The sequence below is a fragment of the Streptomyces sp. WI03-4A genome (assembly GCF_033792105.1).
GTDB lineage: Bacteria > Actinomycetota > Actinomycetes > Streptomycetales > Streptomycetaceae > Streptomyces > Streptomyces collinus_A.
In genome coordinates this window covers 15780-38191 of the sequence record NZ_JARAUO010000060.1, presented here as the reverse complement: position 1 = coordinate 38191, position 22412 = coordinate 15780, and the positions used below count along the sequence as shown (strand labels likewise).

Below are 22412 nucleotides of genomic sequence, written 5' to 3'. Positions count from 1 at the left end.
GGACGCGGCGGCGGAGCGGCTGGGCCGGCCGTGCGCCCGCGAGGAGCGGGCGGGCCGGGTCGAGCGGGAGGTGGTGGCGGCGGCCGAGGGCGCCGATCTGCTGGTCCTGGCCCGGGACGGCGACCGCTCCCGGCTGGGGCCGCGCAGCCTGGGCCCGGCCGCCCGGTTCGCCGTCGACCACGCGCCCTGCCCGGTGCTGCTGGTGTGGCCGGAGCCGGCCCCCGGCCTGGGCACGATCCCGCCCCCGCCGCCGCACCACCCCTGAGACCGCGGGTCCGGCACCGCTCAGCGGTGGTGGCGTCCGCCGCCGCCGTAGCCGCCGTTGCCGCCGTCCCCGTCGCAGAAGTACGGATGGGCCGTGCAGAAGTCGGGCGTGGCGGTGGCGGTCGGCGTGGCGGTGGTCCGGCCGGGCGTCGGGGTCGGGGACGCGGCGGGAGTCTTCGAGACCTTGGGCGTGGCCCTGGCCGTCGAGGGGGACGGGGACGGCAGCGGGACGTCGCCGGTGTCCCAGTCGACGATCTCCATCCGGAGGTCCGCCTTGGCGGCGTCGACGGTCCAGCGCTGGGCGGTGGCCGCGGCGCGGTTCTTGAGGACGAGGGCGCCGGAGCCGTCGGTCGCGGCGGGCGTCAGCGCGAGGTCCTGGTCGGAGCGCGGGATCAGGGCGCCCTGGAGGGTGAAGTCGTAGCGGATGTCCCGGGCGGCCCCGCCGGTGGCCGTGCAGGGGGCGAGCCGCACCGAGTAGCCGAGGTGGGAGTCCAGGCACAGGCCGGGGGCGGAGAGGTTGCGCAGCAGTCCGTCGGTCTCGTACGTCCACTGCTGGCTCGCCGTCGAGGAGCAGGTGGCCAGTTCGGTCTCGGCACCCTTGACGGCCTTGCCGCCGACGACGTCCACGCACAGGCCCGAGGTGACGTTGCGCAGCCGGCCGCTCAGGGCGCCCTTGGCGGTCCCGCTCGCGCCGGCCCAGGACGGGCCGGGGGGCGCGGAGTCCTTGCCCGGCGTCCTGGACGGTGTGGCGCCGTGGGCGGGGGCGGCGTCGCCGCCCGAGCCGAGCACGGACCACAGCACCAGCGGGAGGACGACCAGGCCGCTGACCGTGACGACGGCCAGGACGAGGTTGCGGCGGCGGGCGCGGCGGGCGGCCCGATGCGCCAGACGGCCACCGGCGGCGCCGGGACCGGTGGCTCCGGGGGCCCCAGGGGCCCCGGTGGTCCTGCGGGCGCCCGCGGCCCGGCTCTTCCGGCGCCGGGGGGCCGTGCCCGTGCCCGCGGCTGCGATGCCCGGTGCCGCGCCACCGGCCGGGTCCTGCGGCCCGGCGAAGGCGGTGCCGGCGAACGGGTCGCCGGTGCGGGCGGGGGCTCCGGAGAAGGCCGTGCCGGAGGTGGGACCGGTGGCGGGGGCACCGGAGGTGAAGCCGGTGGAGGAGATGCCCGGGGTGAAGGCGCCCGAGGAGGCGCCCGAGGTGGCGGCGCTGGAGAGGGCTCCCGGGGGGAAGCCGATGGAGGGAGGTGCCGGGGTGAAGGGTTCGCCGCCCGCGGGGGCGGCCGGGGCCGGTGCGGGCGGCGGAACGGGGGCGGCGCCCTGCTCGGTGCGGGCCGCCCGGGACTCCAGGTAGGCGCGGGCGCCCCAGCCGAGGACGGCCTCGGCGAGCGCGAGCCCGAGTCCGGCGTTGAAGCGGTCGAGCTGGTCGGCGGTCTGCCGGCAGTGCCGGCAGCCGGCCAGATGCCGTTGCAGGTCCGGGTCGATGGCGACACCGCCGCGCCGGTAGGTGACGTCCAGCATGCGCAGGTACTTCCGGCACTCGGCCTCGGGGGCGAGTTCACGGTGGGCCTGGAGGCACTCCTCGCGCAACCGCTCGTGGGCGCGGCGCAGTTCGATCCGGGTCTCCTCCTCGTCCAGGCCCAGCAGCGCGGCCGGGACGGCGAGGGGCTCGGTCTCCACCTCGGTGTGCCACAGCACGGCGCGGGCGGCCTGGGGCAGCCGCTGGAATGCGCGGGACAGCAGCCGCCGTCCGGGCGGCGGGAGCATCCGGGCGGACGCGCGTTCCGCGCTGCCGGGCGCGGTGCGCAGGGCGGGGTGGAGGAGTTCCTGGCGGCCGTCGCCCTCCCACTCGGCGGCGATCCGGCGCACGGTGACCAGCAGGTGGGGCCGCCAGGCGGCGGACGGGCCCGCCTGCCGCAGGGACTCGCCGAACAGCCGGGTGAAGGCGGCGGTGGTGAGCATGCCGGCCGCGCGGGGTCCGTCGGTGCACAGCCGGGCGTAGGCGAAGGCGGCTTCCCAGTGGCGGTCCAGGAGTTCACCGACCGGGGAGAGCGCGGGTGCCGTGCCGGTCCACTGCTTCAGCTCGGCGCTCAGTTCTTCGTCCGAGGCGTCGAACCGGCGGGAGCCTGGGGCGGACTCCGACGGGCCTGCGTCATTCACGGCTGTATTCCTCCGGGCGCGACACGGAAATAAGTCCGGACCAAGCCCGGCCAAGGGGGCATGGATGTCCTCGGCATCCCGGATGTCCGCCTGGGCAGCTCTTTTGAAGCGTGGGGGGCGTACGGGAGCGGCCTGGTGCATGCAGCGGAAAATGTAATTGTCTGCACGCCGACAGCGCACACTTTTGCACAGCACGGCTCCACGGAACAAGAGATCTCTCGCCGCGGGACTTTGTCTTCACAGAATCGATCTTTTGACATTCTGTCAATGAAAGTCTTCGACGCGGAAAAGGACGTGGATTCAGGACCTGGATTCCGAACCGTGGCCGCCGGTCCGCGCGGCGCCGCGTCCGCGCCGCACGGAACCGCCGGGCCGTCAGTGGCCGCTGATCGCGCGCGGGGTGTAGGGCTGCTCCAGCTCCTCGCGCTCCTTGTCGCTCAGTTCCAGGTCCACGGCGGCGACCGCGTCCTCGATGTGTCCCGGCCTGGCCGCGCCGACGATCGGCGCGGCCACCGTCTCCCGGTGCAGCAGCCACGCCAGAGCCACCTGGGCGCGCGGGACACCGCGGTCCCCGGCGATCCGGGTGACGGCCTCGACGATCGAGCGGTCGCTCTCCAGGTAGAGGCGGCCGCCGAAGGCGTCGCCCGCGCTGCGCTCGGTGACCGTGCCCCACTCACGGGTGAGCCGGCCCCGGGCCAGCGGGCTCCACGGCAGGGTGCTCACGCCCTGGTCCGCGCAGAGCGGCAGCATCTCCCGCTCCTCCTCTCGGTAGAGCAGGTTGTAGTGGTTCTGCATGGACACGAACCGCGTCCAGCCATGGAGGTCGGCCGTGTACTGCGCCTTGGAGAACTCCCACGCGTACATCGAACTCGCCCCGATGTAGCGCACCTTGCCCGCCTTGACCAGGTCGTGCAGCGCCTCCATCGTCTCCTCGACGGGGGTCGCGTGGTCGTAGCGGTGGATCTGGTAGAGGTCGACGTAGTCGGTGCCGAGGCGGCGCAGGCTGTGGTCGATCTCGGTCATGATCGCCTTGCGGGACAGGCCGCCGCCGTTGGGACCGGGGCGCATCCGGCCGTGCACCTTGGTGGCCAGCACGATCTCGTCGCGGTTCGCGAAGTCGCGCAGCGCCTTGCCGACGATCTCCTCGCTGGTGCCGTCCGAGTACACGTTGGCCGTGTCGAAGAAGTTGATGCCCGCCTCCAGCGCCTGCCGGACGAGCGGACGTGACGCCTCCTCGTCGAGCGTCCATTCGTGCGTGCCGCGGTCGGGCAGTCCGTAGGTCATGCAGCCCAGACAGATCCGCGAGACGTCCAGGCCGGTCGAACCGAGCTTCACGTACTGCATCGTTGCTGCTCCTGCCTTCAGGGGCGATGGTCACTCAGGAGCGTACGACGGGCCCGCGCGCCGATTTGACCCTGACCGGGCACGGCCGATTGGATCGTGGGACGTGCCGCGCCGCCCGGCGGGGGCAGGACGGAGCGGAGCGGACGTGGCCAGGCAGGGAACGCGCACACCCGGGGGCGCCCGGAGCAGGGGTGCCCGTGCCGGGAGGGCCGGCGCCGGGCTGCTCGCCCTGGCGCTCACCGTGACCGCGCTGTCCGGCTGCCGGGGCGGCGGCTCCGGGAAGACGTCCGCGAAGGAGCCCGCGAGGCCCACCGCCGTTCGGCTGCCGCCGCGTCACGCCGGCTTCGACTACCAGATCGGCGGCGCCTATCCCCCGCCCGCCGGGGTCCGCGTCGTCAGCCGTGACCGCACCGCCGCCCCGGCGCCCGGCCTGTACAACATCTGCTACGTCAACGCCTTCCAGACCCAGCCGCAGGAGCGCTCCGCCTGGCCCGCCGACCTGCTGCTGCGCGACGCGCACGGCAAGGAGGTCGCCGACGAGGACTGGGACGAACCCCTGCTCGACCTGCGCACCCCCGAGCGGCGCGAGCGGGTGGCCGAGCGGGTGGGCACGTGGATCGACGGCTGCGCGGAGAAGGGCTACGACGCCGTCGAACCGGACAACTACGACAGCTACACCCGGTCCCACCACCTGCTCACGGCCGCCGACGCGACCGCGTTCATGCGCCTGCTCGTCCGGCACGCGCACGCCCGGCACCTGGCCGTCGGCCAGAAGAACACCTCCGAACTGGTGGGCCGGCGGCGGGACATCGGGCTGGACTTCGCCGTCGCGGAGGAGTGCGGGCAGTACGACGAGTGCGAGGTGTACGCGAAGGCGTTCGACGACCGGGTGGTGGACATCGAGTACACCGACAGCGGGCTGCGCAAGGCGCTGGCGCGCTGGCGCGACCGGCTGAGCATCGTCCGCCGGGACGTGGAGGTCTCCACGCCCGGCAGCCCCGGCTACGTCCGGCGCGCCGGCTGAGCGCTCAGCCGGTCTCCAGCAGGTCCAGCGCGCTGGTCCAGGGGAACTCGGCCCGCACCCCCCGCTCGTCGGGCATCCCGGAGTACGGCTCGCCGAACCGGACGCCCATCCCGCGCAGGCGGACCAGGCTGTCCCGGTAGGCGGGGTGGGCGGCCAGCGCGTCGGCCACGCAGGGCAGGACGGCGATCGGCACGCCGAGGCCGGCGGCCTCGCACAGGGTGCCGACGGCCAGCGTGTCGGCGAATCCCGCCGCCCACTTGTTGACGGTGTTGAAGGTGGCGGGCGCCACCACGACGGCGTCCGGCGGCGGGAACGGCCGGGGGTCGGACGGGGAGCGCCACGCGGACCGCACCGGGCGTCCCGTCCGGGCCTCCACGGCCGCGCTGTCGAAGAAGCCGCCCATGGCGACCGGTGTGGCGATCACCCCGACCTCCCAGTCCCGTTCCTGGGCGGCGGCGATGAGCTCGCCCACGCCGGCGGCGATGCCGGCCGCGCAGACGACGACGTACAGGAAGGGCTTCCGGTCCGGTGCGGTCATCCGGGCACCCTACTGAAGCGGGAAGGACCGCCCCCGTTCGGCCTCGGGCCGGGGACCGTGGATGCGCCGCTGCCCCTCCTCGATCCGGACGTCGTTGATGCTGGCCTCCCGCCGGCTCATCAGGCCGTGCTCGTCGAACTCCCACAGTTCGTTGCCGTAGGAGCGCCACCACTGGCCGCCGGTGTCCCGGGACTCGTACTGGAAGCGGACGGCGATCCGGTTGCCCTCGAAGGCCCACAGGTCCTTGCGCAGCGCGTAGTCCAGTTCGCGGCCCCACTTGGCGGTGAGGAACTCGACGATCCCGGCGCGGCCGGTGACGAAGGTGTCGCGGTTGCGCCAGACGGAGTCCTCCGTGTAGGCGAGCGACACCTTGTGCGGGTCGCGGGTGTTCCAGGCGTCCTCGGCGGCCTGGACCTTCTGCGCGGCGGTCTCCTGGGTGAAGGGCGGCAGGGGCGGCCGGTCGGTCATGGAGTGCTCCTCGGCTCGGACGACGGCGGAGAACGGGCGCTCTCCGCGGGGGGTGGGCCGCCGCGGAGAGCGCCCGCGGCGGGTGGCGGCCGGCCGCGCCGGACACCCCTGGGGGCGGTCCGGCCGGCCGGGCGTCGCGGGGCGCCGCCGGGGGAAGGGCAGCGGCGCACGGAATCCGTGCCGCGCGCCGCTGCCTCCCGGCGGCGTCCCCGGGCCGGCGTCAGCCGGACGCCGTCTCCGAGACGGTGATCGCGCCGACGGGGCAGGCGCGGGCCGCCTCGCGGACCATCGGGTCGCCTCCGCCGTCCTCGTGACCGGGCACGAGCATGCTGTAGCCGTCGTCGTCCTGCGTGAACACGCGCGGCGCCGCCAGGGCGCACTGGCCCGCGCCGATGCAGACGTCCTTGTCGATGTCGATGTCGATGTGCATGGCCTGAGCCTCTTACCAGGTCACGGGGAGTTCCAGCATCCCCTGGATCGTGTCGCCGGGTTTGAAGGGGATCTCGTCGGCGGGCGCGGCAAGGCGCAGGCCGGGCAGCCGCCGCAGGAGGGTGCCGAGGGCGATCTCCAGTTCCGCGCGCGCCAGGTTCTGGCCGAGGCACTGGTGGATGCCGAAGCCGAAGGCCACGTGGTGGCGGGTGGAGCGGTGGAAGTCCAGCGTGTCGGGGTCCTCGTACTGGGACGTGTCGCGGTTGATGACGGAGGTCGAGAAGAGCACGCCCTCCCCGGCCCGGATGGTGATGCCCGCGACCTCGATGTCCTCCAGGGCCACGCGCAGCAGGCCGTCCGCGATGGACAGCATCCGCATCAGTTCCTCGACCGCGGCGGGCAGCAGCGCCGGGTCCGCGCGCAGCTCGGCGAGGCGGTCGGGGTGGCGCAGCAGCGTGTAGGTGCCGAGGGAGATCATGTTGGCGGTCGTCTCGTGTCCGGCGACCAGCAGGATGACGGCCAGGGAGACCAGATCGGTCCGGTCCAGCTCGCCCGTGCGCAGCCGCTGGTGGACGAGGTCGTCCAGCACGCCGTCGCCGGGTTCCCGCTGCCGGGCCTTGCGGTCGATCAGGTCGCCGAGGTAGCCCTCGAGCTGTGCGCGGGCCTGCTGGATGTCGTCGGCCGTGGGGCCGCGCAGCAGCCTGCGGGACTGCGCCTCGAAGAACTCGTGGTCGGCGTACGGCACCCCGAGCAGGTCGCAGATGACCGTGGACGGCACCGGCAGGGCGAAGGCCGAGACGAGTTCGGCGGGCGGCCCCTGTTCGATCATCGCGTCGAGCAGGTCGTCGACGACGCGCTGGATGGCCGGCCGCAGTTCGGTCGCGCGTTTCAGGGTGAACGACGGCACCATCATCCGCCGCTGGGTGCGGTGCTCGGGGTCGTCGAGGCCGAGCAGCGCGACCCGGCGGTCGCGGACGGCGGCGAAGCGTTCGGTGGGGGCGGGGAAGCCGGGGCGGGTGCGGTCGGTGGACAGGCGGGGGTCGGCGAGCAGCGCGCGTGCGGTGGCGTGGCCGGTGACCATCCAGACCTGGCGGCCGTCGAAGAGGGTGGCGCGGGCGAGGGCGCGTCCGTCGCGCAGCGGGTCGTACGCGGTGGGCGGGTGGTAGGGGCAGGTGCGGTCCTGGGGAAAGGCGACGGGTTCGGCCGGGGTCGCCTGGCCGGTGATGTCCGTCAGTTCCGTCATCGAAAGACCTCGCAGACGAAGAGGTGCGTCGTGCCGATCTTCATTAGATGCCCGAGGCACCTATGGCACGACGGCAAGTTCGGCCACATCGGTGATCGGCGTGATCTGGCCGGACGAGGTGGTCGGCGGGGGCGGGAACGCGCCGAAATTCACTTGCCGCCGAGGTGGCGGCCGCCCCAGGATCTGGCCATGTCTCTTACGCACTCCATTCTGCCGCCGACCGCCACCGCCGTCCTTCCGGCGCCGGTCCAGCAGCAGCCCGGCCGTCCGCGGAGGCCCGACGCCGCACGCCCGTGACGGCCGCGCTCCTGGCGGGGCTGCTCGCCGGCTACGGCATCGCCGTGCCCGTCGGCGCGGTCGGGACCTATCTGGTCTCCCTCACCGCCCGCACCTCGCTGCGCACCGGCGCCTGCGCCGCCCTCGGCGTCGCGACGGCCGACGGCGTCTACGCCCTGCTCGCCGCGGCGGGCGGCTCCGCCCTCGCGGCGGCGCTGCGGCCGGTGCTGAGTCCGCTGCGCTGGGCGTCCGCCCTGGTGCTGTGCGTCCTCGCGGTGTGGGGCGCGGCCGGTGCCCTGCGCCAGTACCGGGCCGCCCGGCTCGCCACCCGCCCCGAACGGCCGGTTCCGGGCGCGGCCCGGGCCTATCTCGGCCTCCTCGGGATCACCCTGCTCAATCCCGTCACGGTGATCTACTTCGCCGCGCTGGTGCTCGGCACCAGCACCGCGGACGCGGTACGGCCACTGGAGCGGGCCGTGTTCGTCCTGGCGGCCTTCGCCGCCTCGGCGAGCTGGCAGCTCCTCCTGGCAGGCAGCGGCGCCCTCCTCGGCCGCGTCCTCACCGGCCGCCGAGGACGCCTGACCACGGCCCTCCTCTCCAGCGGAGTGATCCTGCTGCTGGCGGCCCGGATGACCGTGGGCTCGGGCTGACCCCTCCGGGGGTCGGGGGCGAGGGGCGGCGCGCGCACCCTGCGCTTCCGGGCAAGGCGAGCGCCGTGCCCCGCCCCCGGGGGCCTCGGGGCGCGCGATGGCTGTCGCAGCGGACGGCCCGCGGGGTGCCCGGGGGACGCGGTGGCTGTCGGCACGGACCGACCTTCCGAGGTCCGGGGGCAGCGGTGGCAGTCGGCGCCGGCTGCCGCTCCGAGGTCTCGGGGCACTTGCCGGCCGGCGCCCAGGGCCGTCCCCGGCGGGCTCATGGCGCGCGGCGGCCGTCGGCGTCAGGCTGACCCCCCGGGTGCGCGACAGGGCATGCGGTGCCGGTCGGAGTCCCGCCCCCCGGGACGGCTCAAGGCACCCGGCCGCCCCCAGCGCCCGCGCCTTCCGGGTATCTCATGCCACGTGCCGCCCGCCCCGGGCCTCGAAGCGCGCGGCCGCCGCCGTGACGTGGCCGCCTCACGGCAAGCGCCGCGCCCCCGCCCCCGGGGCGAAGGCTCGGGCGACCGCGAGGCTGTCCTCGTAGACGTGGTGGCGGACGACCTGGCCGTCGTGGACGGTGAGGTGGAGGGCGAAGCGGGCGGTGTAGGAGCGGCCGGTCGGTTCGGCCGTCTGGTGGATGACGCCGACCACCACCGCGTCGTCGCCGTCGACCAGGATGCGTTCCACGCGGGTGTCCGCCTTCTCCGGGACGTGGTGGGCGGCCAGCTCGCGGTAGTGGGCGACGGCGTCGGCGCGGGTGCTGCGGTGTCGGATCCAGGGGGTGTCGGGGCGCCCGTGCTCGTCCTCCGGCCAGCTCAGCCGCCACTCGCCGTGCTCGGCGTACAGCTCGCCGATCCGCTCGGGGTCGCCCTCGCCGATCCTGCGGAGCAGTTCCTCCACGACGGAACGGGTCGGGGCGGTGCGACTGGGGAACACTGCGGTCCTGCCCCCTTGCTCGGCCGGATGCGTCGGGCATGTGGTGATCACCACGGGAACCACTGTGCCCCAGGGAACCCGCGCTCCACGCCGCCCCGCGCGGCGATCACCCGCCCGGGCGAACCCGCACGCGGTACGGATGATTCCGGGGGCGGCAGGTGTTCCAGAGGGCGGCAGGTCAGTCGCTGGACCGACGAAGGAGACGGAATCCATGCCACTTGAGGGCGAGTACGAGCCGAGCCCGACGCAGTGGGTGCGCGAGCAGGTGGAGCTGTACGAGAGCTCCGGCGGGACGAAGGGCACGACGCTGCGGGACACCGGGCTGCCGGTCATCGTCCTGACCACCCGGGGCGCGCGCAGCGGGAAGATCCGCAAGACGCCGCTGATGCGGGTGGAGCACGAGGGGAGGTACGCCGCGGTCGCCTCGATCGGCGGTGCCCCGAAGCACCCGGTCTGGTACTTCAACGTGAAGGCCGACCCGCAGGTGGAGGTGCAGGACGGCCCGGACAAGCGGGACATGAGGGCCCGTGAGGTCACCGGCGCGGAGAAGGCGGAGTGGTGGGAGCGTGCCGTGGCCGCGTTCCCGCCGTACGCCGACTACCAGGCGAAGACCTCCCGGGTGATCCCGCTGTTCGTCCTGGAGCCCGTCGACGGGAACTAGCACGAGGGCCTGACACGGGAACCTGACACGAAAGCCGGTGCGGGAGCTGATTCGAGCCGGGGAACGGCTCCTTTCAGAAATATCTGCGCCCGCCCGGCATGAACGGGATTCCGTACGGGCACCCGCTCGTCAGGCCCCGCCGCGCTCCCCCGTCGCGGCGGGGCTCTGTCGTGCCTCCTCCGCCGGCCCGTCGGTCACGTCGAGGAAGATCTGGTCGGCGGAGGGCACCGTGCGGGCGATGGACTGCTTGATCCGCATGGAGACCTCCTCGACCCGCTCGCTGTCGAGGCCCGGCACGAGGTCGATGCGGGCGGCCACCAGCATGGAGTCGAGGCCCATCTTCATCGTGAACAGCGCCTCCACGCTGTCGATTTCCGGCTGGGCTTCCAGCAGGGACCGGATCCTGCCGCTCAGCTCCGGCTCGGCGGCCTCGCCGATGAGCTGGTCGCGGGCGTCGCGGCCGAGCCGGTAGGCGACGTACACCAGCAGCACACCGATCGCCAGCGAGGCGGACGCCTCCCACACGACCTGGCCGGTCACCATGTGCAGGGCCATGCCGATGATGGCGAGGGTCACGCCGATCACCGCCGTGCCGTCCTCGGCGACCACCGTGCGCAGCGCGGGGTCGCGCAGTCCGTCCTTGGCACCGCCCTGCCGGTGCACCTGGTGCAGGGCGCGGGCCAGCGAGACGCCCTCGGCGAGCAGCGCCACACCGAGCACGATCAGGCCCGCCACATAGCCGCTGAACGTCTCCTCGGCACCGTTGCGCAGCGCCTCGACGCCCTGGAAGAAGGAGAAGCAGCCGCCCATGACGAAGATCCCGACGGCCGCCAGCAGGGACCAGAAGAACCGCTCCTTGCCGTAGCCGAAGGGGTGCCGGCGGTCGGCCGGCCGGTTGCTGCGGTGCAGCGCTGCCAGCAGGAAGACCTCGTTGAGGCTGTCGGCGACCGAGTGCGCCGCCTCCGACAGCAGCGCGGGCGAGCCGGCGAGCACCCCGCCGACCGCCTTGGCGACGGCGATCACCAGGTTGGCGCCCAGGGCCACCAGCACGGTGACCTTGGTGTGCTTGTCGCCGTCCGCCGGGCCGCCCCGGGGCGGGGACGAGGTGTCCCCTCCGGCCTCCTTCCCCGTGCTTTGATCCGCCGGTGCCGCGCGCTCGTCCGTGCTCCGCGCGGAGGTCCTGTCGTCGGCCGTCCGTGCGGCCGCGTTCTGTTCCGAGGGTGTCCCGCTCACACCCGGCCGACTGCCCCGGCCCCGGCGGATCACACCGTGCCGACCGCCGAAAACGGGGAACGCGTCTCCCGGGAGCGCCCGTCGAGGTGCGGAGGTGAGGAGGAGACATGGGCGAGGACGGCAACAAGGCGTACGGCCACAAGACGTTCAGCCGGTCGAGAAGCCACTTCACCGACCGGATCACCGCCGACGGCCGGGACGGCTGGCCCGTGGCGCCCGGACGGTACCGTCTGGTGGTCTCCCGTGCCTGTCCGTGGGCGAGCCGGGCGGTGGTGTCGCGCCGGCTGCTCGGCCTGGAGGACGCGCTGCCGATGGCGGTGGCAGACCCGATCCAGGACGACCGCAGTTGGCGTTTCACGCTGGACCCCGACGGACGCGACCCCGTGCTCGGCATCCGGTTCCTCGCCGAGGCCTACGACAAGCGGGAGACGGACTACCCGGGCGGGGTGAGCGTGCCCGCCGTCGTGGACGTGCCCACCGGGCGGCTGGTCACCAACGACTACCAGCGGCTCACCCTCGACCTCGCCACCGAGTGGACGGCGCTGCACCGCGAGGGCGCGCCCGACCTCTATCCCCGGGGCCGGCGCGACGAGATCGACGCGGTGATGGCGGAGGTCTACGAGGACGTCAACAACGGGGTGTACCGTGCCGGGTTCGCCACCCACCAGGCGGAGTACGAGCGGGCGTGCACGGCCGTGTTCCGGCGGCTCGAGGCGCTCGCGGAACGGCTGGCCGGGCAGCGCTACCTGGTCGGCGACACGATCACGGAGGCGGACATCCGGCTGTTCACCACGCTGGTCCGGTTCGACCCCGTCTACCACGGCCATTTCAAGTGCAACCGCTGGAAGCTGGCCGAGAACCCGGTGCTGTGGGCGTACGCCAGGGACCTGTTCCAGACACCCGGCTTCGGCGACACGGTCGACTTCGACCACATCAAGCGGCACTACTACCAGGTGCACTCGGGCATCAACCCCACCGGCGTCGTGCCCCTCGGCCCCGATCTGGCCGGCTGGACCTCCCCGCACCACCGGGAGGAACTCGGCGGCCGGCCGTTCGGGGACGGGACGCCGCCCGGTCCGGTGCCCGAGGGCGAAAAGGCGGCGGCGGGCGGCCGCCCCGCATGAGAGTCCCCTGAGGAGGAAGGAGCTCAGCATGGCGAACAAGAACAAGAAGAGGAAACTGCCGCTGGCCTACCAGCCGGTCGGCTTCGTGCTCAGCTGGGCCGGCGGTGCGCTGGCCGGGATGGCGTTCCGCAAGGCGTGGATGGCGCTACGGCACGAGGAGGACGCCCCCGACGCGCTGGACCCGGACCGCGGCTGGGGCGAGATCCTGCTGGCGGCGGCGGTCCAGGGCGCCATCTTCGCGGTGGTGCGCAGCGCCGTCGACCGCACCGGCGCCAAGGCCATCGAGCGGTCGACGGGCGTGTGGCCGGCCGCCGAGAAGGGCGGCCGGGACTGAGTCCGGGCGGAGCGGGGGCGCTCAGCCCTGCTTGGGCGCCATGGGTGGGACGAGGCGCAGGGTGAAGGAGTGGCCGGCCGGATCGGAGTAGCCGCGCTCCTCGTACGGGCCCGGCGCGTCGCGCGTCTCCAGCGGCCGGCCGCCGAGCCCGACCACCCGGCGCTCGGCCTCGTCCAGGTCCTCCACCAGGAAGTCCAGGTGCGCCTGGAGGGAGTTCTCCGGACGGGGCCAGCTCGGCGGGGTCGCGTTGGCGTCCCGCCGGAAGGCGATCCGGAAGCCGTCGACACCCCTGATCTCCACCAGGTTGGCGCTCGCGTCGGTCTCCCGGCCGTCCAGCAACTCCTTGTAGAACTCGGCGAGTTTCTCGGGTTCGGCGCAGTCGAGCACCACGACGCCGGCGGTCACGAGGGACATGCTTCCTCCCGGGGATTCGTCTTTCCCCTGCGGATATCCCGGTCCACCGGATTCAGTCGGCGACCAGCCACGCGCCGTCGCGCATCAACTCCCTTCCCTCCAGCTCGTTCTCCTCGCGCCAGGCCTGGACGCGCCGCGGGAGGACGTGGAAGTACAGGTAGCGGGTGGTGAGCAGGCGCGGGTCGAAGCCGGTCTTGCCGGCGAACACCTCGGCGTCCTCCTCGGGCAGGTCCTCCGGGGTGACGGCCCGCGCGGTCCCCTCGATCAGGACGACGTCGCGGGTCGGCCCGATGCCCAGCCGGGCCCGGCCGGTGGCCACCAGGTTGCGGCCGGTCGGGCTCTCGGCGGCGGTGGCGATCAGCAGGGTGGCGCCGTCCCAGACGAACGACAGCGGGACCAGATGCGGCGCGCCGCCGTCCGCGCCCGCGGTGGCGACCCAGGCGTCCACCTCGTGCTCCAGCCGGTGGAGGGTGTCCTTCTTGCGCTGACCCGCGGTGCGGGCGGGGGGCGGGGTCATGACGTACGGCCTCCTCGGGACGGGTTCCACGCGTGTGACGTGCGGACGGCGTCCAGTGTGACCGTCAGCCTTCCGTCCGCGCACGGAAGGCGTCGAGGCGTGTCTGGGCGGCGGTCAGGAGCAGGTCGAGGGCGGCCGGGTAGGAGCTGTGGCGCATGGTGGCCACGAGGTGGCGGGCGGTGGCCGCGATGTGCGGGTGGGTGGCGGCGGGCAGGTGTGCGTAGGTGGCCCGCCACACCTCGGTCTCGGCGTCCCGGGCGGGCCGGGGCAGGGCGGTGCCGGCGGAGTCCAGGGCGCCGAAGGCGAGGGCCTGGTCGACGAAGGCGTGGTAGATCCGCACCGCCTCCGCATCCGGGAACCCGGCTCCGCGCAGCGTGCCGATGATGTTCTCGACGGCCTGGATCTCGTGCTCCCGGCCGGTGACCCGGTGGGCGCTGAGCACCGCGGCCCGGGGGTGGGCGAGGGCGCCCGCGTGCATGCGCAGGCCGAGGTCGCGCAGGTCGGCGCGCCAGTCGCCGGTGGGCCGCCACTCCCGCAGGGTGCGGCCGATGAGCTCGTCGGCGATGGCGAGCATCAGGTCGTCGGTGTGGCGGAAGTACCGGTACAGGGAACTGGGGTCGGCGCCGAGGGCGCGGCCGAGCCGCCGGACGGAGAGGGCGTCGGCGCCGTGCTCCTCGATCAGCCTGAGCGCGGTCTCGACGATCAGCTCCTCGGAGAGCACCACGCCCTGCTTGGTGGGCCGCCGGCGTCTGCGGTCACCGGCCGGCACGACGCGTTCGGTCATGGCGGGCCCTCCTCGGAGTGCGTCAGGGCGGGGGCGTGCCCCGGCCCCGGGTGTGCCGCACCTTATGACAACACCGTTGACCTGTGAAGCGGCCGGACGGTTTCATCTGCGGTCACCGGGGCCGACCAGGCCCCCCGGTGCGAGCGGAGAGCCGGTCATGAGCAACGTCCCCGTCGGTGTGGATCCATCCGCGCGGCCCGAGCTGCGCAAGTCCCTGAGCGTGCTGGACGGCGTCGCCGTCGCCGCGTCCAGCACGGCCGCGACCACCAGCATCGGCATCGGTCTCGGTGTGACGGCCGGGGTGGTGGGCCTGCGTCTGCCGGCCCTCATGCTGCTGGCCTTCCTGCCGGTCCTCGGTATCGCCGGGGCCTACTCCCGGCTGAACCGGGTGGAGCCCAACGCGGGCAACGGCTACGTGTGGGTGGGCCGCTCGCTCAGCCCCTGGCTCGGCTTCATGGTGGGCTGGGTCAACTTCGTGGCGAGCCTCGCCTTCCTCGCGTACACCACGGCGGTCACCGGATCGGCGATGCTGCAGCTGGCCGGGGACACGGGCCTGCACCGGATCGGCTCGCTCGTCCTCGATCCGGGCTCGACCGCGCAGACCACGGCCGTGGGCATCGTCGTCCTGGTCCTGGTCACCCTCACCGCCGTGACCGGCGTGCGCACGGCGGCCCGGCTGCAGACGTGGCTGCTGGTCTTCGAGTACGCCGTGCTGCTCGGCTTCTGCGGGTACGGCATCGTCACCGGCCCGCATCCGTTCCGCCTGTCGTGGTTCGACCCGTTCGCGATCCCGTCGGCGACCGCGCTGGCGCAGGGCCTGCTGCTGTCGGTGTTCTGCTACTGGGGCTTCGAGGCCGCGTTCACCGTCAACGAGGAGGTGCGCGAGCCGCGGGACGCCTCCCGGGCCGGGATGATCACCCTGGTCACCATGCTCGGGCTGTTCCTGCTCGGTTCGGTCGCCTTCCAGCGGGTGCTGTCCGAGCGCGAGCTGGCCGGGCACGGGGCCGAGGGGCTGTCGTACTTCGGTGACCGGCTGGCCGCCCAGCCGCTGGCCGCGCTGCCCCTGGTGGCGCTGATGTTCTCCGCGGTGGCCTCGCTGCAGGCCGGGGTCATCCCGACGGCGCGGGGCATGTTCGCCATGAGCCGGGACCGTACGCTCGGGCCGGTGTGGTCCAGGGTCAGCCCCCGCTACGGAACGCCCGCGGCCGGGACGCTGCTGGTGGGGGCGCTGGCCACGGCGGTGGCGGTGCTCGCCCTGGTGATCCCGCGGCTCGCCGACATGATCATGGCCACGGTGAACGCGGTCGGCATCGTCGTCTCGCTGTCGTACGCGCTGACCGCGCTGGCCGCCGCCGTGCGGTTCCGCTCCCTGCTGCGCGAGGACTGGCGCCAGGGGGTGCGGGCGGTGGTGCTGCCCGCGCTGAGCGCCGTCGCCCTGCTCGCCCTCGGCGGCTACCTCGGCTGGTCCTTCTCCTCGTCCGCCGACCACTTCGAGGTGAGCGCGGACAACGGCTGGTTCCTGCTGCTCATGCCCGTGGTCATGATCGCGTCCGGGTTCGCCGTGGCCGCGTGGGCCAAGTATGTGCGCAGGTCACCGTACTTCCGCACCGGCGCCGGCACGGACGCCGACTCCCGGCAGCTCCTGACCACCTCCAACTGACCCTTCAGGAAAGGCATCATGCACGCTGATCTGCTCTTCACCGGCGGCCCCGTCCTCACGCCCGAGGGCCGCACGGCGACCGCGGTGGCCGTGACCGGGGGCCGCGTCACCGCCGTCGGGCACGACGAACTGCGGGAGCTCGCCGGGCCGCGCACCGAGGTGGTCGACCTGGCCGGGCGGCTGCTGCTGCCGGGCTTCCAGGACGCGCACGTCCACCCCGTGCCGGCCGGGCTCGAACTGACTCAGTGCGACCTGTCCGGGCTCACCACGGCCGAGGAGACCGTGGCCGCGGTGCGCGCCTACGCCGAGGCCCACCCCGACCGGGCGTGGATCCTCGGCGGCGGCTGGTCGATGGAGGCGTTCGAGGGCGGTACGCCGACGCGGGAACTGCTGGACGCCGTGGTCCCGGACCGCCCCGTGTACCTGCCCAACCGGGACCACCACGGCGCCTGGGTCAACAGCCGGGCGCTGGAGCTCGCCGGCATCGACCGGAACACGCCCGACCCGGCCGACGGGCGGATCGAGCGGGACGCCGCGGGCGAGCCGAGCGGCACCCTCCAGGAGGGCGCGATGCGGCTGGTCGGCGAGCTGGCCCCGGCGGCCACGGCGGCGGACCGGCTGGCCGCGCTGCTGCACGCCCAGCGGCACCTGCACGCGCTCGGCATCACCGCCTGGCAGGACGCGCTGGTCGGTGACTTCCTCGGCATGGACGACCCGGCCGGCGCGTACCTGACGGCGGCCCGGGACGGTTCGCTCACCGCCCGGGTGACCGGCGCGCTGTGGTGGGACCGGGACCGCGGGGCCGAGCAGATTCCCGAACTCGTCGCAAAGCGTGCCGAGTTCAGCCACGGCCGGTTCCGCGCGGGCACGGTGAAGCTGATGCTGGACGGGGTCGCCGAGAACCACACCGCCGCGCTGCTCGACCCCTATCTGGACCGGTGCGGCTGCGCCACCGCCAACCGCGGCAAGAGCTTCATCCACCCGGAGCGGCTGCCGAAGTACGTGACGGAGCTGGACGCCCTCGGCTTCCAGTGCCACTTCCACGCCCTGGGCGACCGGGCGGTGCGGGACGCGCTGGACGCCGTCGAGGCGGCCCGGGCCGCCAACGGGCCGAGCGACACCCGGCCGCACCTGGCGCATCTGCAGGTGGTGCACCCGGACGACGTGCCGCGCTTCGCCCGGCTCGGCGCCACCGCCAACATCCAGCCGCTGTGGGCCGCGCACGAGCCGCAGATGGACGAGCTGACGATCCCGTTCCTCGGCGCCGAACGGGCCGCGTGGCAGTACCCGTTCGGGTCCCTGCTGCGGTCCGGGGCGCGGCTCGCGGCGGGCAGCGACTGGCCGGTGAGCAGCCCGGACCCGCTGCACGGTGTCCACGTGGCGGTCAACCGGGTGGAACCGGGCGGCAGCGCGCCGGTGTTCCTGCCGGACGAGCGGCTGGGCCTGGCGGACGCGCTGACGGCGTACACGGCCGGGTCGGCGTACGTGAACCACCTGGACGACGGCGGCCGGGTGGCCGTCGGGGCGCTCGCCGACCTGGTGGTACTGGACCGCGACCCGTTCGCCGGGCCGCCGGAGGAGATCGCGGAGACGCGGGTGGCGCTCACCTACGTGGGGGGCGAGCGGGTGCACGCGGCGGCCGACGCCTGATCCTCCCCCCGGGTTACTTCCTGGACAGGTGTCCAGCTATGGTGGACACCTGTCCAGAAAGAGGAAGAAGACGGAGAAGGGGGAGGGTGCTGTGATGGGGACCGTGGCGAGCGTGCTGGTGGGTCTGGTGGCCGCGCTGCACGCGTACATCCTGGTGCTGGAGATGTTCCTCTGGCAGAAGGCGCCGGGACGCGGGCTGCACGGGTTCGACCCGGAGACGGCCCGGCTGACCGCGCCGCTGGCCGCCAACCAGGGCCTGTACAACGGTTTTCTGGCCGCAGGTCTGGTGTGGGGGCTCGTCGCGGCCGATCCGACCGGGTTCCGGGTCCGGGTCTTCTTCCTGGCGTGCGTCGTGGTGGCGGGCGTGTTCGGCGCCGCCACGGCCAACCGCCGCATCCTGTTCGCCCAGGCGCTGCCCGGCGCGCTCGCCCTGGCCGCCGTCCTCGCCGCGCGATGAGCCGGACCGAGCCGGCGGACCCGCGCGCCGCGCGGACCCGCGCCCGGCTGCGGGCCGCCCTGCTCGACGAGTGCGCGCTGCGCCCGCTGGCGGAGGTCGGGGTGGCCGCGCTGGTGCGCCGGGCCGGGATCGGCCGGGCCACCTTCTACGTGCACTACGACGGCCTGGAGGCGCTGGCGGTCGACGCCTGCGCGGACGTCGTCCGGCAGGCGGTGGACGCGCTGCACGCCTGGCGCGGGCGGCCCGACCCGGTCGCGGCTCCGCCCGCACTGCGGGAGTTCTTCACCGGCCTGGCTCCGCACGCGGCCCTGTACCGGTCGCTGCTCGCGCCGGGCGGCGGCGGGCCGCTCGGCCGGGTGCTGCACCGGGACCTGCGGGCCCGCAGCCTCGCCGAGCGCGAACTGGCCGGCGCGGCGGACGCCCCGCTGGTCGCCTCGGCGGTGGCGGCGACCTTCGCGGGGGTGCTCGCGGACTGGCTGCACGGCCTGTTGCGGGGAGCTCCGGAGGAAGTGGCCGACCAGGTTTGGCAGTTGCTGGTCGCACTGCACCGCAGCCGGTGACCGGTCACTTGCAGGCGATCGCCTGGGCGGCCCGCGGCCAGGCCTCCACACCGGCGGAGGTGCGGACGTAGGCGGTGTCCCGCTCGGCGGTCAGCCACAGGTGCCGGCCGCGGTGGCGGTAGCCGGTGTCGCGGGCGTCGACGGGCATGCGCACGTGCCGCCGGTAGGGCGCGTCGAGCAGACCGTCCCGGCCGAGGACGCCCTCCGGGTCGCGGACGTACATGCGGTCGCCGAGCGTGAGGAAGTGGGCCGACTGCCAGTCGCAGTGCTCGGGGCCTGCGGAACTGCTGAGCCGCCGCACCGGCACCCGCCTGCCCGCGCGGTCCGTCCAGACCTCGTAGCCCAGGGCGGCCGCCCACCGGTCGGGCAGTTCGGCGGGATCGCAGGCCGCGTTCGTCTCGGGGCCCCAGCCGGGGCGGTCCCTCTGGTCCTTGGCCACCACGACGGCCACCTTGGTGCGGCCCTCGACGTCGAAGGAGTACAGCACCCGGTCGCTCTCCCTGCGCTCGGCCCGGTAGCCGTGGTCGGGCTGCGCGGGCTCGAACATGTCGAAGTAGAGCCGCAGTCCGTCCTCCGGTGTGTCACCGCCGTCCGACCGGCTCCAGCCGTCGGGACCGCCGCCCTCGAAGATCTGCCCGTCGCACTCCAGCGCCCGCCCCGCGGCGCCGGACGCCAGCCGCAGCGCACGCGGGCCGCTGTCGTCCACGGGGCGGGTGGCGACGTACAGGGGGCCGCGGTACGGGGTCGCGGGAGGCGTGCCCTCGACCACCACGGGGGCACGGCCGCCGTCGTCGCACCCCACCACGGCCAGAGCCACCGGCACCGCCATGGCCACGGCCGCGAGTCCTCTGCGCATGTCCCACCCCTGTTCCCCGACTGCGGTTGCGCTCCTGCGACGCGGGAGGGGTCCGGAACGTTCAGGTGTTTTCCCGGCTTCCGGATGCTGTCTTCCGTGTCACAGAGCGACACGCGGCGCGAAACTCGAAGACATATGTCAATCGAACATGCTCAAATTCCTTCTGTCGAGGGTAACTTGACGGTCGAGAACGGTTTCCGGGCGGGCGTGGGAGGTGGTGCCGTCGTGCAGCAGGAGCCCCCGCCGCCCACCCGGCATCTGCGCGTCCGCGAGGACCGCGGGCACACGGTGCTGGAGCTGCGCGGTGAGATCGACATCGCCGCGGCGACGGAGATCGTGCCCGCGCTCGACCGGGCCACCGGGCAACCCGGCGCGCGCGTCGTGATCGACCTGCGGTCCGTCGAGTTCTTCGACTGCTCGGGACTGCGCCTGCTGTACCGGGCCCGCGCCCGGGTGCTGGAGCGGGGCGGGCGACTTCACCTGGTGTGCACCCACCCGCTGACGCTGCGCGTCTTCCGGGTCACCGGTCTGTCCCGGCTGCTGCCGCCGCAGCCGACCGTGGAGGCGGCGCTCGCCCGGCCGGAGGCCGCGTCCGGCTCGGCGTGAGGGCCGGCCGTCCGCCGCTCCGGGCAACCGCCGGCCTCAGCCGCCACGCGGTTCCTCGAACAGGGCGCTGACGGACTCGCCGTTGTGGATCCGCCGCACCGCCTCGGCCAGCGCCGGGGCGATGGACAGCACGCGCAGCTTGTCCGTGTGCTCGTCCTCCGGCACCGGCACCGTGTTGGTGCACACGATCTCCAGCACGTCGGGCTGCTCGCCCAGCCGTTTGAGGGCTCCGGCCGCGAACAGCCCGTGCGTGCACGCCACCCGGATCGAGCGCGGTCCCGACTCCCGCAGCCGCTCCAGGAGTTCGAGCACGGTGCTGCCCTTGGCGATCTCGTCGTCCAGCACGATCACGTCCCGGCCGGCGACGTCGCCGATGACGGCGCTGATGCTCACCCGGTCGTCCGCGAACCGCTGTTTGGCGCCGGCCGCGACCTGCGCGCCGATCAGCCGGGCGAAGGCGGCGGCCTCCTTGGCGTTGCCGAGGTCCGGGGAGACGACCGTCGTGTGCGTCAGGTCGTACTGCCTGAAGTGCGCGGCCAGTTCGTGCAGGGCGTGCAGATGGTCCACCGGCACCGAGAAGAAGCCGTGCACCTGCGGCGCGTGCAGGGTCATGGCGAGGACCCGGCTCGCGCCCGCCGCCACCATCAGGTCGGCGACCAGCCGTCCGCCGAGCGAGATGCGGGGCGCGTCCTTCTTGTCGGACCGGGCGTAGGAGTAGTGCGGCATGACGACGGTGATCCGGGCGGCGGAGGCGCCGCGGGCCGCGTCGCACATCAGCAGCAGTTCGACCAGGTGCTCCTGCACCGGTCTGACCAGCGGCTGAATCAGGAAGACGTCCCGCTCCCGGCAGTTGTCCTGAAGCTGCACCTCCAGGCAGTCGTTGGCGAACCGGCTGACCCGGGTCGGGCTGAGCGGCACGCCGAGGTGTGCGCACACCTCGTGGGCCAGGTCGGGATGAGCACTGCCACTGAAGACGGCGATGTCTCGCACGATCCGCTCCTCGCATGATCAGTACGGGCTGGCGCCGGTCATGCTAGTGGTGGCATCGCTCCCACCAGCCATTGTGCGGCGCGAGCCGGGCCGAGACTGGCCTGATCCCGCGCGTTCGGCCGCGCTCGGCCGCGTTCGGCCGGGCGGCAGGTCCGTCTCGCGGCCGGCGCCGGCTCGCAGGGCGGCCCCGGCCTCGAACCGGGCGTCGGGATCGGCCAGCGGAGCGCCGAACAGGCGGTGGACCTGGCGCAGGCGCTGCCGCGCGGTCTGCGGGGGGATGCCCAGCCGGGCGGCGATCTCCGGAAGGGCCGCGACGGGCGCGGCCCAGGTGGACCTGGTGGGCCACTCGCTCCACCCGCGTCCGGTGCGCTGCCGGGTGGCCCTGCCCCTGACCGGACCGGTCGGCCCGGTGGCCGACTCCGCGGCGGGTCGGGCCTTCGCCGCGCCAAGGCGCCGGAGGCCCGCCCGTACGCCCGCGTCGTCGGTGCCGCTCGGCCGTGCGCCCGCGTCATCGGCGCCATTCGGCCGACTTCCCGGTCTGGCACGGGATTCGGCGGGCATCCGCTCTGCAGGAAGGAGGGCCGTCCCCATGACGACTCCCGTCAGGCGCCCATCCCGGCGCATGCCCGCCTGGGCCAAGGTGGTGACCGCGGTCGTGCTGGTGCTCGTGGTGCTGTTCGCGGGCTTCGCCCTGGCCGTGGTGCCGAGCGTGAAGGAGCTGTTCGGCACCGAGTCGCACGACCGTTCCGGCCCGACGCTGCTCAAGTCCATCCAGGACATGAGCCGTTACGACGCCGCGTCAGGCAACTTCCAGGTCGTCGTGGACCTGGACAAGGACGCCAAGTTCCTGCCCGACGCGATCCGCGGCAGCCGCACCCTGTACGTCGGGGCGGGCACCGTGGACGCCTACGTCGATCTCGGCCGGATCGGCGAGAAGGACGTGAAGGTCAACGGCGACCGCACGTCGGCCACCCTCCGGCTGCCGCACGCGCAGCTCGGGCGGCCGGCCCTCGACCCCGACCACTCCTACGCCGTGTCCAAGCAGCGCGGTCTGCTCGACCGGCTCGGCGACCTGTTCTCGGACAACCCCAACAGCGAGCAGGCGGTGCAGAAGCTCGCCGTGCGGCACATCGGCCGGGCCGCGAAGGACAGCGGCCTGACCACCCGGGCCGAGACCAACACCACGGAGATGCTCCAGGGGCTGCTGCACTCCCTCGGCTTCGAGGAGGTGCACGTCTCCTACGGGTCCTGAACC

General features: G+C 73.9%; 26 protein-coding genes. 12 read left to right on the top strand and 14 right to left on the bottom strand.

The window, feature by feature from the left end:
* A partial coding sequence (locus tag PV343_RS37260; RefSeq protein ID WP_319151488.1) for a universal stress protein occupies window positions 1–265 on the top strand: 265 nt, incomplete at its 5' end.
* 20 nt (window positions 266–285) lie between these two features.
* Here PV343_RS37260 and PV343_RS37255 read toward each other — a convergent pair.
* Both PV343_RS37255 and PV343_RS37250 read right to left on the bottom strand, forming a co-directional pair.
* Window positions 286–2418, bottom strand: coding sequence for a ricin-type beta-trefoil lectin domain protein (locus tag PV343_RS37255; RefSeq protein WP_319151487.1), 2133 nt, complete (start codon window positions 2416–2418; stop codon window positions 286–288).
* A gap of 375 nt (window positions 2419–2793) precedes the next feature.
* Window positions 2794–3762 (bottom strand): aldo/keto reductase, encoded by a 969-nt coding sequence (locus PV343_RS37250; protein WP_319151486.1) that lies wholly within the window; start codon window positions 3760–3762, stop codon window positions 2794–2796.
* 220 nt (window positions 3763–3982) lie between these two features.
* Here PV343_RS37250 and PV343_RS37245 point away from each other — a divergent pair, with 220 nt between their 5' ends.
* Entirely contained in the window at window positions 3983–4786 is an 804-nt protein-coding gene (locus PV343_RS37245; RefSeq protein WP_388239711.1) for an endo alpha-1,4 polygalactosaminidase, read from the top strand.
* 4 nt (window positions 4787–4790) lie between these two features.
* Here the strand turns inward: PV343_RS37245 and PV343_RS37240 are convergent, their stop codons facing one another.
* From PV343_RS37240 to PV343_RS37225, 4 genes are all read right to left on the bottom strand, one after another.
* Window positions 4791–5324 (bottom strand): flavoprotein, encoded by a 534-nt coding sequence (locus PV343_RS37240; RefSeq protein WP_319151485.1) that lies wholly within the window; start codon window positions 5322–5324, stop codon window positions 4791–4793.
* Window positions 5325–5333: 9 nt separating this feature from the next.
* A complete protein-coding gene (locus tag PV343_RS37235) occupies window positions 5334–5792 on the bottom strand; it encodes a nuclear transport factor 2 family protein (RefSeq protein ID WP_319151484.1) in 459 nt (152 codons plus the stop codon).
* A gap of 220 nt (window positions 5793–6012) precedes the next feature.
* A complete protein-coding gene (locus tag PV343_RS37230; protein ID WP_388239713.1) occupies window positions 6013–6216 on the bottom strand; it encodes a ferredoxin in 204 nt (67 codons plus the stop codon).
* Between the two features lie 18 nt (window positions 6217–6234).
* Window positions 6235–7464 carry a cytochrome P450 gene (locus PV343_RS37225; protein ID WP_319151481.1) on the bottom strand — a complete coding sequence of 410 codons (1230 nt, stop codon included), beginning with the start codon at window positions 7462–7464 and terminating at the stop codon, window positions 6235–6237.
* Between the two features lie 293 nt (window positions 7465–7757).
* Between PV343_RS37225 and PV343_RS37220 the strand changes: the two genes are divergently transcribed.
* Entirely contained in the window at window positions 7758–8390 is a 633-nt protein-coding gene (locus PV343_RS37220) for a LysE family transporter (protein WP_319151480.1), read from the top strand.
* Between the two features lie 462 nt (window positions 8391–8852).
* Here the strand turns inward: PV343_RS37220 and PV343_RS37215 are convergent, their stop codons facing one another.
* Complete coding sequence (locus PV343_RS37215) at window positions 8853–9311, bottom strand: nuclear transport factor 2 family protein (RefSeq protein ID WP_319151479.1); 459 nt, start codon at window positions 9309–9311, stop codon at window positions 8853–8855.
* Window positions 9312–9522: 211 nt separating this feature from the next.
* Here PV343_RS37215 and PV343_RS37210 point away from each other — a divergent pair, with 211 nt between their 5' ends.
* The gene (locus tag PV343_RS37210) at window positions 9523–9972 is read left to right on the top strand and encodes a nitroreductase family deazaflavin-dependent oxidoreductase (RefSeq protein WP_319151478.1); all 450 of its coding nucleotides are present in this window, start codon (window positions 9523–9525) and stop codon (window positions 9970–9972) included.
* 129 nt (window positions 9973–10101) lie between these two features.
* Here the strand turns inward: PV343_RS37210 and PV343_RS37205 are convergent, their stop codons facing one another.
* On the bottom strand, window positions 10102–11205 hold the full coding sequence (locus PV343_RS37205; protein WP_387952387.1) for a cation diffusion facilitator family transporter: 1104 nt from the start codon (window positions 11203–11205) through the stop codon (window positions 10102–10104).
* Window positions 11206–11312: 107 nt separating this feature from the next.
* On the opposite strand from PV343_RS37205, the gene PV343_RS37200 reads away from it, so the two are divergent.
* Together PV343_RS37200 and PV343_RS37195 are read left to right on the top strand one after the other, a co-directional pair.
* Window positions 11313–12329: a glutathione S-transferase family protein gene (locus PV343_RS37200; RefSeq protein ID WP_319151477.1), complete on the top strand. Its 1017-nt coding sequence runs from the start codon at window positions 11313–11315 to the stop codon at window positions 12327–12329.
* Between the two features lie 28 nt (window positions 12330–12357).
* Window positions 12358–12663, top strand: a complete 306-nt coding sequence (locus PV343_RS37195; RefSeq protein WP_319151475.1) for a DUF4235 domain-containing protein — start codon at window positions 12358–12360, stop codon at window positions 12661–12663.
* 21 nt (window positions 12664–12684) lie between these two features.
* Here PV343_RS37195 and PV343_RS37190 read toward each other — a convergent pair whose 3' ends face one another.
* The 3 genes from PV343_RS37190 to PV343_RS37180 form a co-directional block, all read right to left on the bottom strand.
* On the bottom strand, window positions 12685–13077 hold the full coding sequence (locus tag PV343_RS37190) for a VOC family protein (protein WP_319151474.1): 393 nt from the start codon (window positions 13075–13077) through the stop codon (window positions 12685–12687).
* Window positions 13078–13129: 52 nt separating this feature from the next.
* Window positions 13130–13594 (bottom strand): pyridoxamine 5'-phosphate oxidase family protein, encoded by a 465-nt coding sequence (locus tag PV343_RS37185; RefSeq protein ID WP_319151473.1) that lies wholly within the window; start codon window positions 13592–13594, stop codon window positions 13130–13132.
* A gap of 64 nt (window positions 13595–13658) precedes the next feature.
* The gene (locus PV343_RS37180) at window positions 13659–14378 is read right to left on the bottom strand and encodes a TetR/AcrR family transcriptional regulator (protein ID WP_319151472.1); all 720 of its coding nucleotides are present in this window, start codon (window positions 14376–14378) and stop codon (window positions 13659–13661) included.
* A 157-nt stretch (window positions 14379–14535) separates the two neighbouring features.
* Here PV343_RS37180 and PV343_RS37175 point away from each other — a divergent pair, with 157 nt between their 5' ends.
* The 4 genes from PV343_RS37175 (at window position 14536) to PV343_RS37160 (ending at window position 18705) form a co-directional block, all read left to right on the top strand.
* Entirely contained in the window at window positions 14536–16038 is a 1503-nt protein-coding gene (locus PV343_RS37175) for an APC family permease (protein WP_319151471.1), read from the top strand.
* 18 nt (window positions 16039–16056) lie between these two features.
* On the top strand, window positions 16057–17688 hold the full coding sequence (locus PV343_RS37170) for an amidohydrolase (RefSeq protein WP_319151470.1): 1632 nt from the start codon (window positions 16057–16059) through the stop codon (window positions 17686–17688).
* 94 nt (window positions 17689–17782) lie between these two features.
* Window positions 17783–18145: a DUF1304 domain-containing protein gene (locus PV343_RS37165; protein ID WP_319151469.1), complete on the top strand. Its 363-nt coding sequence runs from the start codon at window positions 17783–17785 to the stop codon at window positions 18143–18145.
* Window positions 18142–18705, top strand: coding sequence for a TetR/AcrR family transcriptional regulator (locus PV343_RS37160; RefSeq protein ID WP_319151468.1), 564 nt, complete (start codon window positions 18142–18144; stop codon window positions 18703–18705). Before PV343_RS37165 ends, PV343_RS37160 begins: the two co-directional genes overlap by 4 nt.
* Before the next feature lie 4 nt (window positions 18706–18709).
* Here the strand turns inward: PV343_RS37160 and PV343_RS37155 are convergent, their stop codons facing one another.
* Window positions 18710–19561, bottom strand: a complete 852-nt coding sequence (locus tag PV343_RS37155; RefSeq protein WP_319151466.1) for a hypothetical protein — start codon at window positions 19559–19561, stop codon at window positions 18710–18712.
* A gap of 225 nt (window positions 19562–19786) precedes the next feature.
* On the opposite strand from PV343_RS37155, the gene PV343_RS37150 reads away from it, so the two are divergent.
* Window positions 19787–20167, top strand: a complete 381-nt coding sequence (locus tag PV343_RS37150; RefSeq protein ID WP_319151465.1) for an anti-sigma factor antagonist — start codon at window positions 19787–19789, stop codon at window positions 20165–20167.
* 36 nt (window positions 20168–20203) lie between these two features.
* On the opposite strand, the gene PV343_RS37145 is transcribed toward PV343_RS37150, so the two are convergent.
* Together PV343_RS37145 and PV343_RS40510 are read right to left on the bottom strand one after the other, a co-directional pair.
* Window positions 20204–21157: a ribose-phosphate diphosphokinase gene (locus PV343_RS37145; protein WP_319151464.1), complete on the bottom strand. Its 954-nt coding sequence runs from the start codon at window positions 21155–21157 to the stop codon at window positions 20204–20206.
* Window positions 21158–21175: 18 nt separating this feature from the next.
* Window positions 21176–21718 carry a helix-turn-helix domain-containing protein gene (locus PV343_RS40510; RefSeq protein WP_415923542.1) on the bottom strand — a complete coding sequence of 181 codons (543 nt, stop codon included), beginning with the start codon at window positions 21716–21718 and terminating at the stop codon, window positions 21176–21178.
* Window positions 21719–21746: 28 nt separating this feature from the next.
* Here PV343_RS40510 and PV343_RS37135 point away from each other — a divergent pair, with 28 nt between their 5' ends.
* Window positions 21747–22409: a DUF4230 domain-containing protein gene (locus tag PV343_RS37135; protein WP_319151462.1), complete on the top strand. Its 663-nt coding sequence runs from the start codon at window positions 21747–21749 to the stop codon at window positions 22407–22409.
* Window positions 22410–22412: the final 3 nt, after the last annotated feature.

Coding starts and splice junctions, on each gene's coding strand:
- PV343_RS37170 (WP_319151470.1), top strand. CDS start 16,057: ATGCACGCTGATCTGCTCTTCACCGGCGGCCCCGTCCTCACGCCCGAG.
- PV343_RS37155 (WP_319151466.1), bottom strand. CDS start 19,561: ATGCGCAGAGGACTCGCGGCCGTGGCCATGGCGGTGCCGGTGGCTCTG.
- PV343_RS37165 (WP_319151469.1), top strand. CDS start 17,783: ATGGGGACCGTGGCGAGCGTGCTGGTGGGTCTGGTGGCCGCGCTGCAC.
- PV343_RS37160 (WP_319151468.1), top strand. CDS start 18,142: ATGAGCCGGACCGAGCCGGCGGACCCGCGCGCCGCGCGGACCCGCGCC.
- PV343_RS37180 (WP_319151472.1), bottom strand. CDS start 14,378: ATGACCGAACGCGTCGTGCCGGCCGGTGACCGCAGACGCCGGCGGCCC.
- PV343_RS37235 (WP_319151484.1), bottom strand. CDS start 5,792: ATGACCGACCGGCCGCCCCTGCCGCCCTTCACCCAGGAGACCGCCGCG.
- PV343_RS37175 (WP_319151471.1), top strand. CDS start 14,536: ATGAGCAACGTCCCCGTCGGTGTGGATCCATCCGCGCGGCCCGAGCTG.
- PV343_RS37240 (WP_319151485.1), bottom strand. CDS start 5,324: ATGACCGCACCGGACCGGAAGCCCTTCCTGTACGTCGTCGTCTGCGCG.
- PV343_RS40510 (WP_415923542.1), bottom strand. CDS start 21,718: ATGCCCGCCGAATCCCGTGCCAGACCGGGAAGTCGGCCGAATGGCGCC.
- PV343_RS37210 (WP_319151478.1), top strand. CDS start 9,523: ATGCCACTTGAGGGCGAGTACGAGCCGAGCCCGACGCAGTGGGTGCGC.
- PV343_RS37185 (WP_319151473.1), bottom strand. CDS start 13,594: ATGACCCCGCCCCCCGCCCGCACCGCGGGTCAGCGCAAGAAGGACACC.
- PV343_RS37190 (WP_319151474.1), bottom strand. CDS start 13,077: ATGTCCCTCGTGACCGCCGGCGTCGTGGTGCTCGACTGCGCCGAACCC.
- PV343_RS37250 (WP_319151486.1), bottom strand. CDS start 3,762: ATGCAGTACGTGAAGCTCGGTTCGACCGGCCTGGACGTCTCGCGGATC.
- PV343_RS37225 (WP_319151481.1), bottom strand. CDS start 7,464: ATGACGGAACTGACGGACATCACCGGCCAGGCGACCCCGGCCGAACCC.
- PV343_RS37135 (WP_319151462.1), top strand. CDS start 21,747: ATGACGACTCCCGTCAGGCGCCCATCCCGGCGCATGCCCGCCTGGGCC.
- PV343_RS37200 (WP_319151477.1), top strand. CDS start 11,313: ATGGGCGAGGACGGCAACAAGGCGTACGGCCACAAGACGTTCAGCCGG.
- PV343_RS37195 (WP_319151475.1), top strand. CDS start 12,358: ATGGCGAACAAGAACAAGAAGAGGAAACTGCCGCTGGCCTACCAGCCG.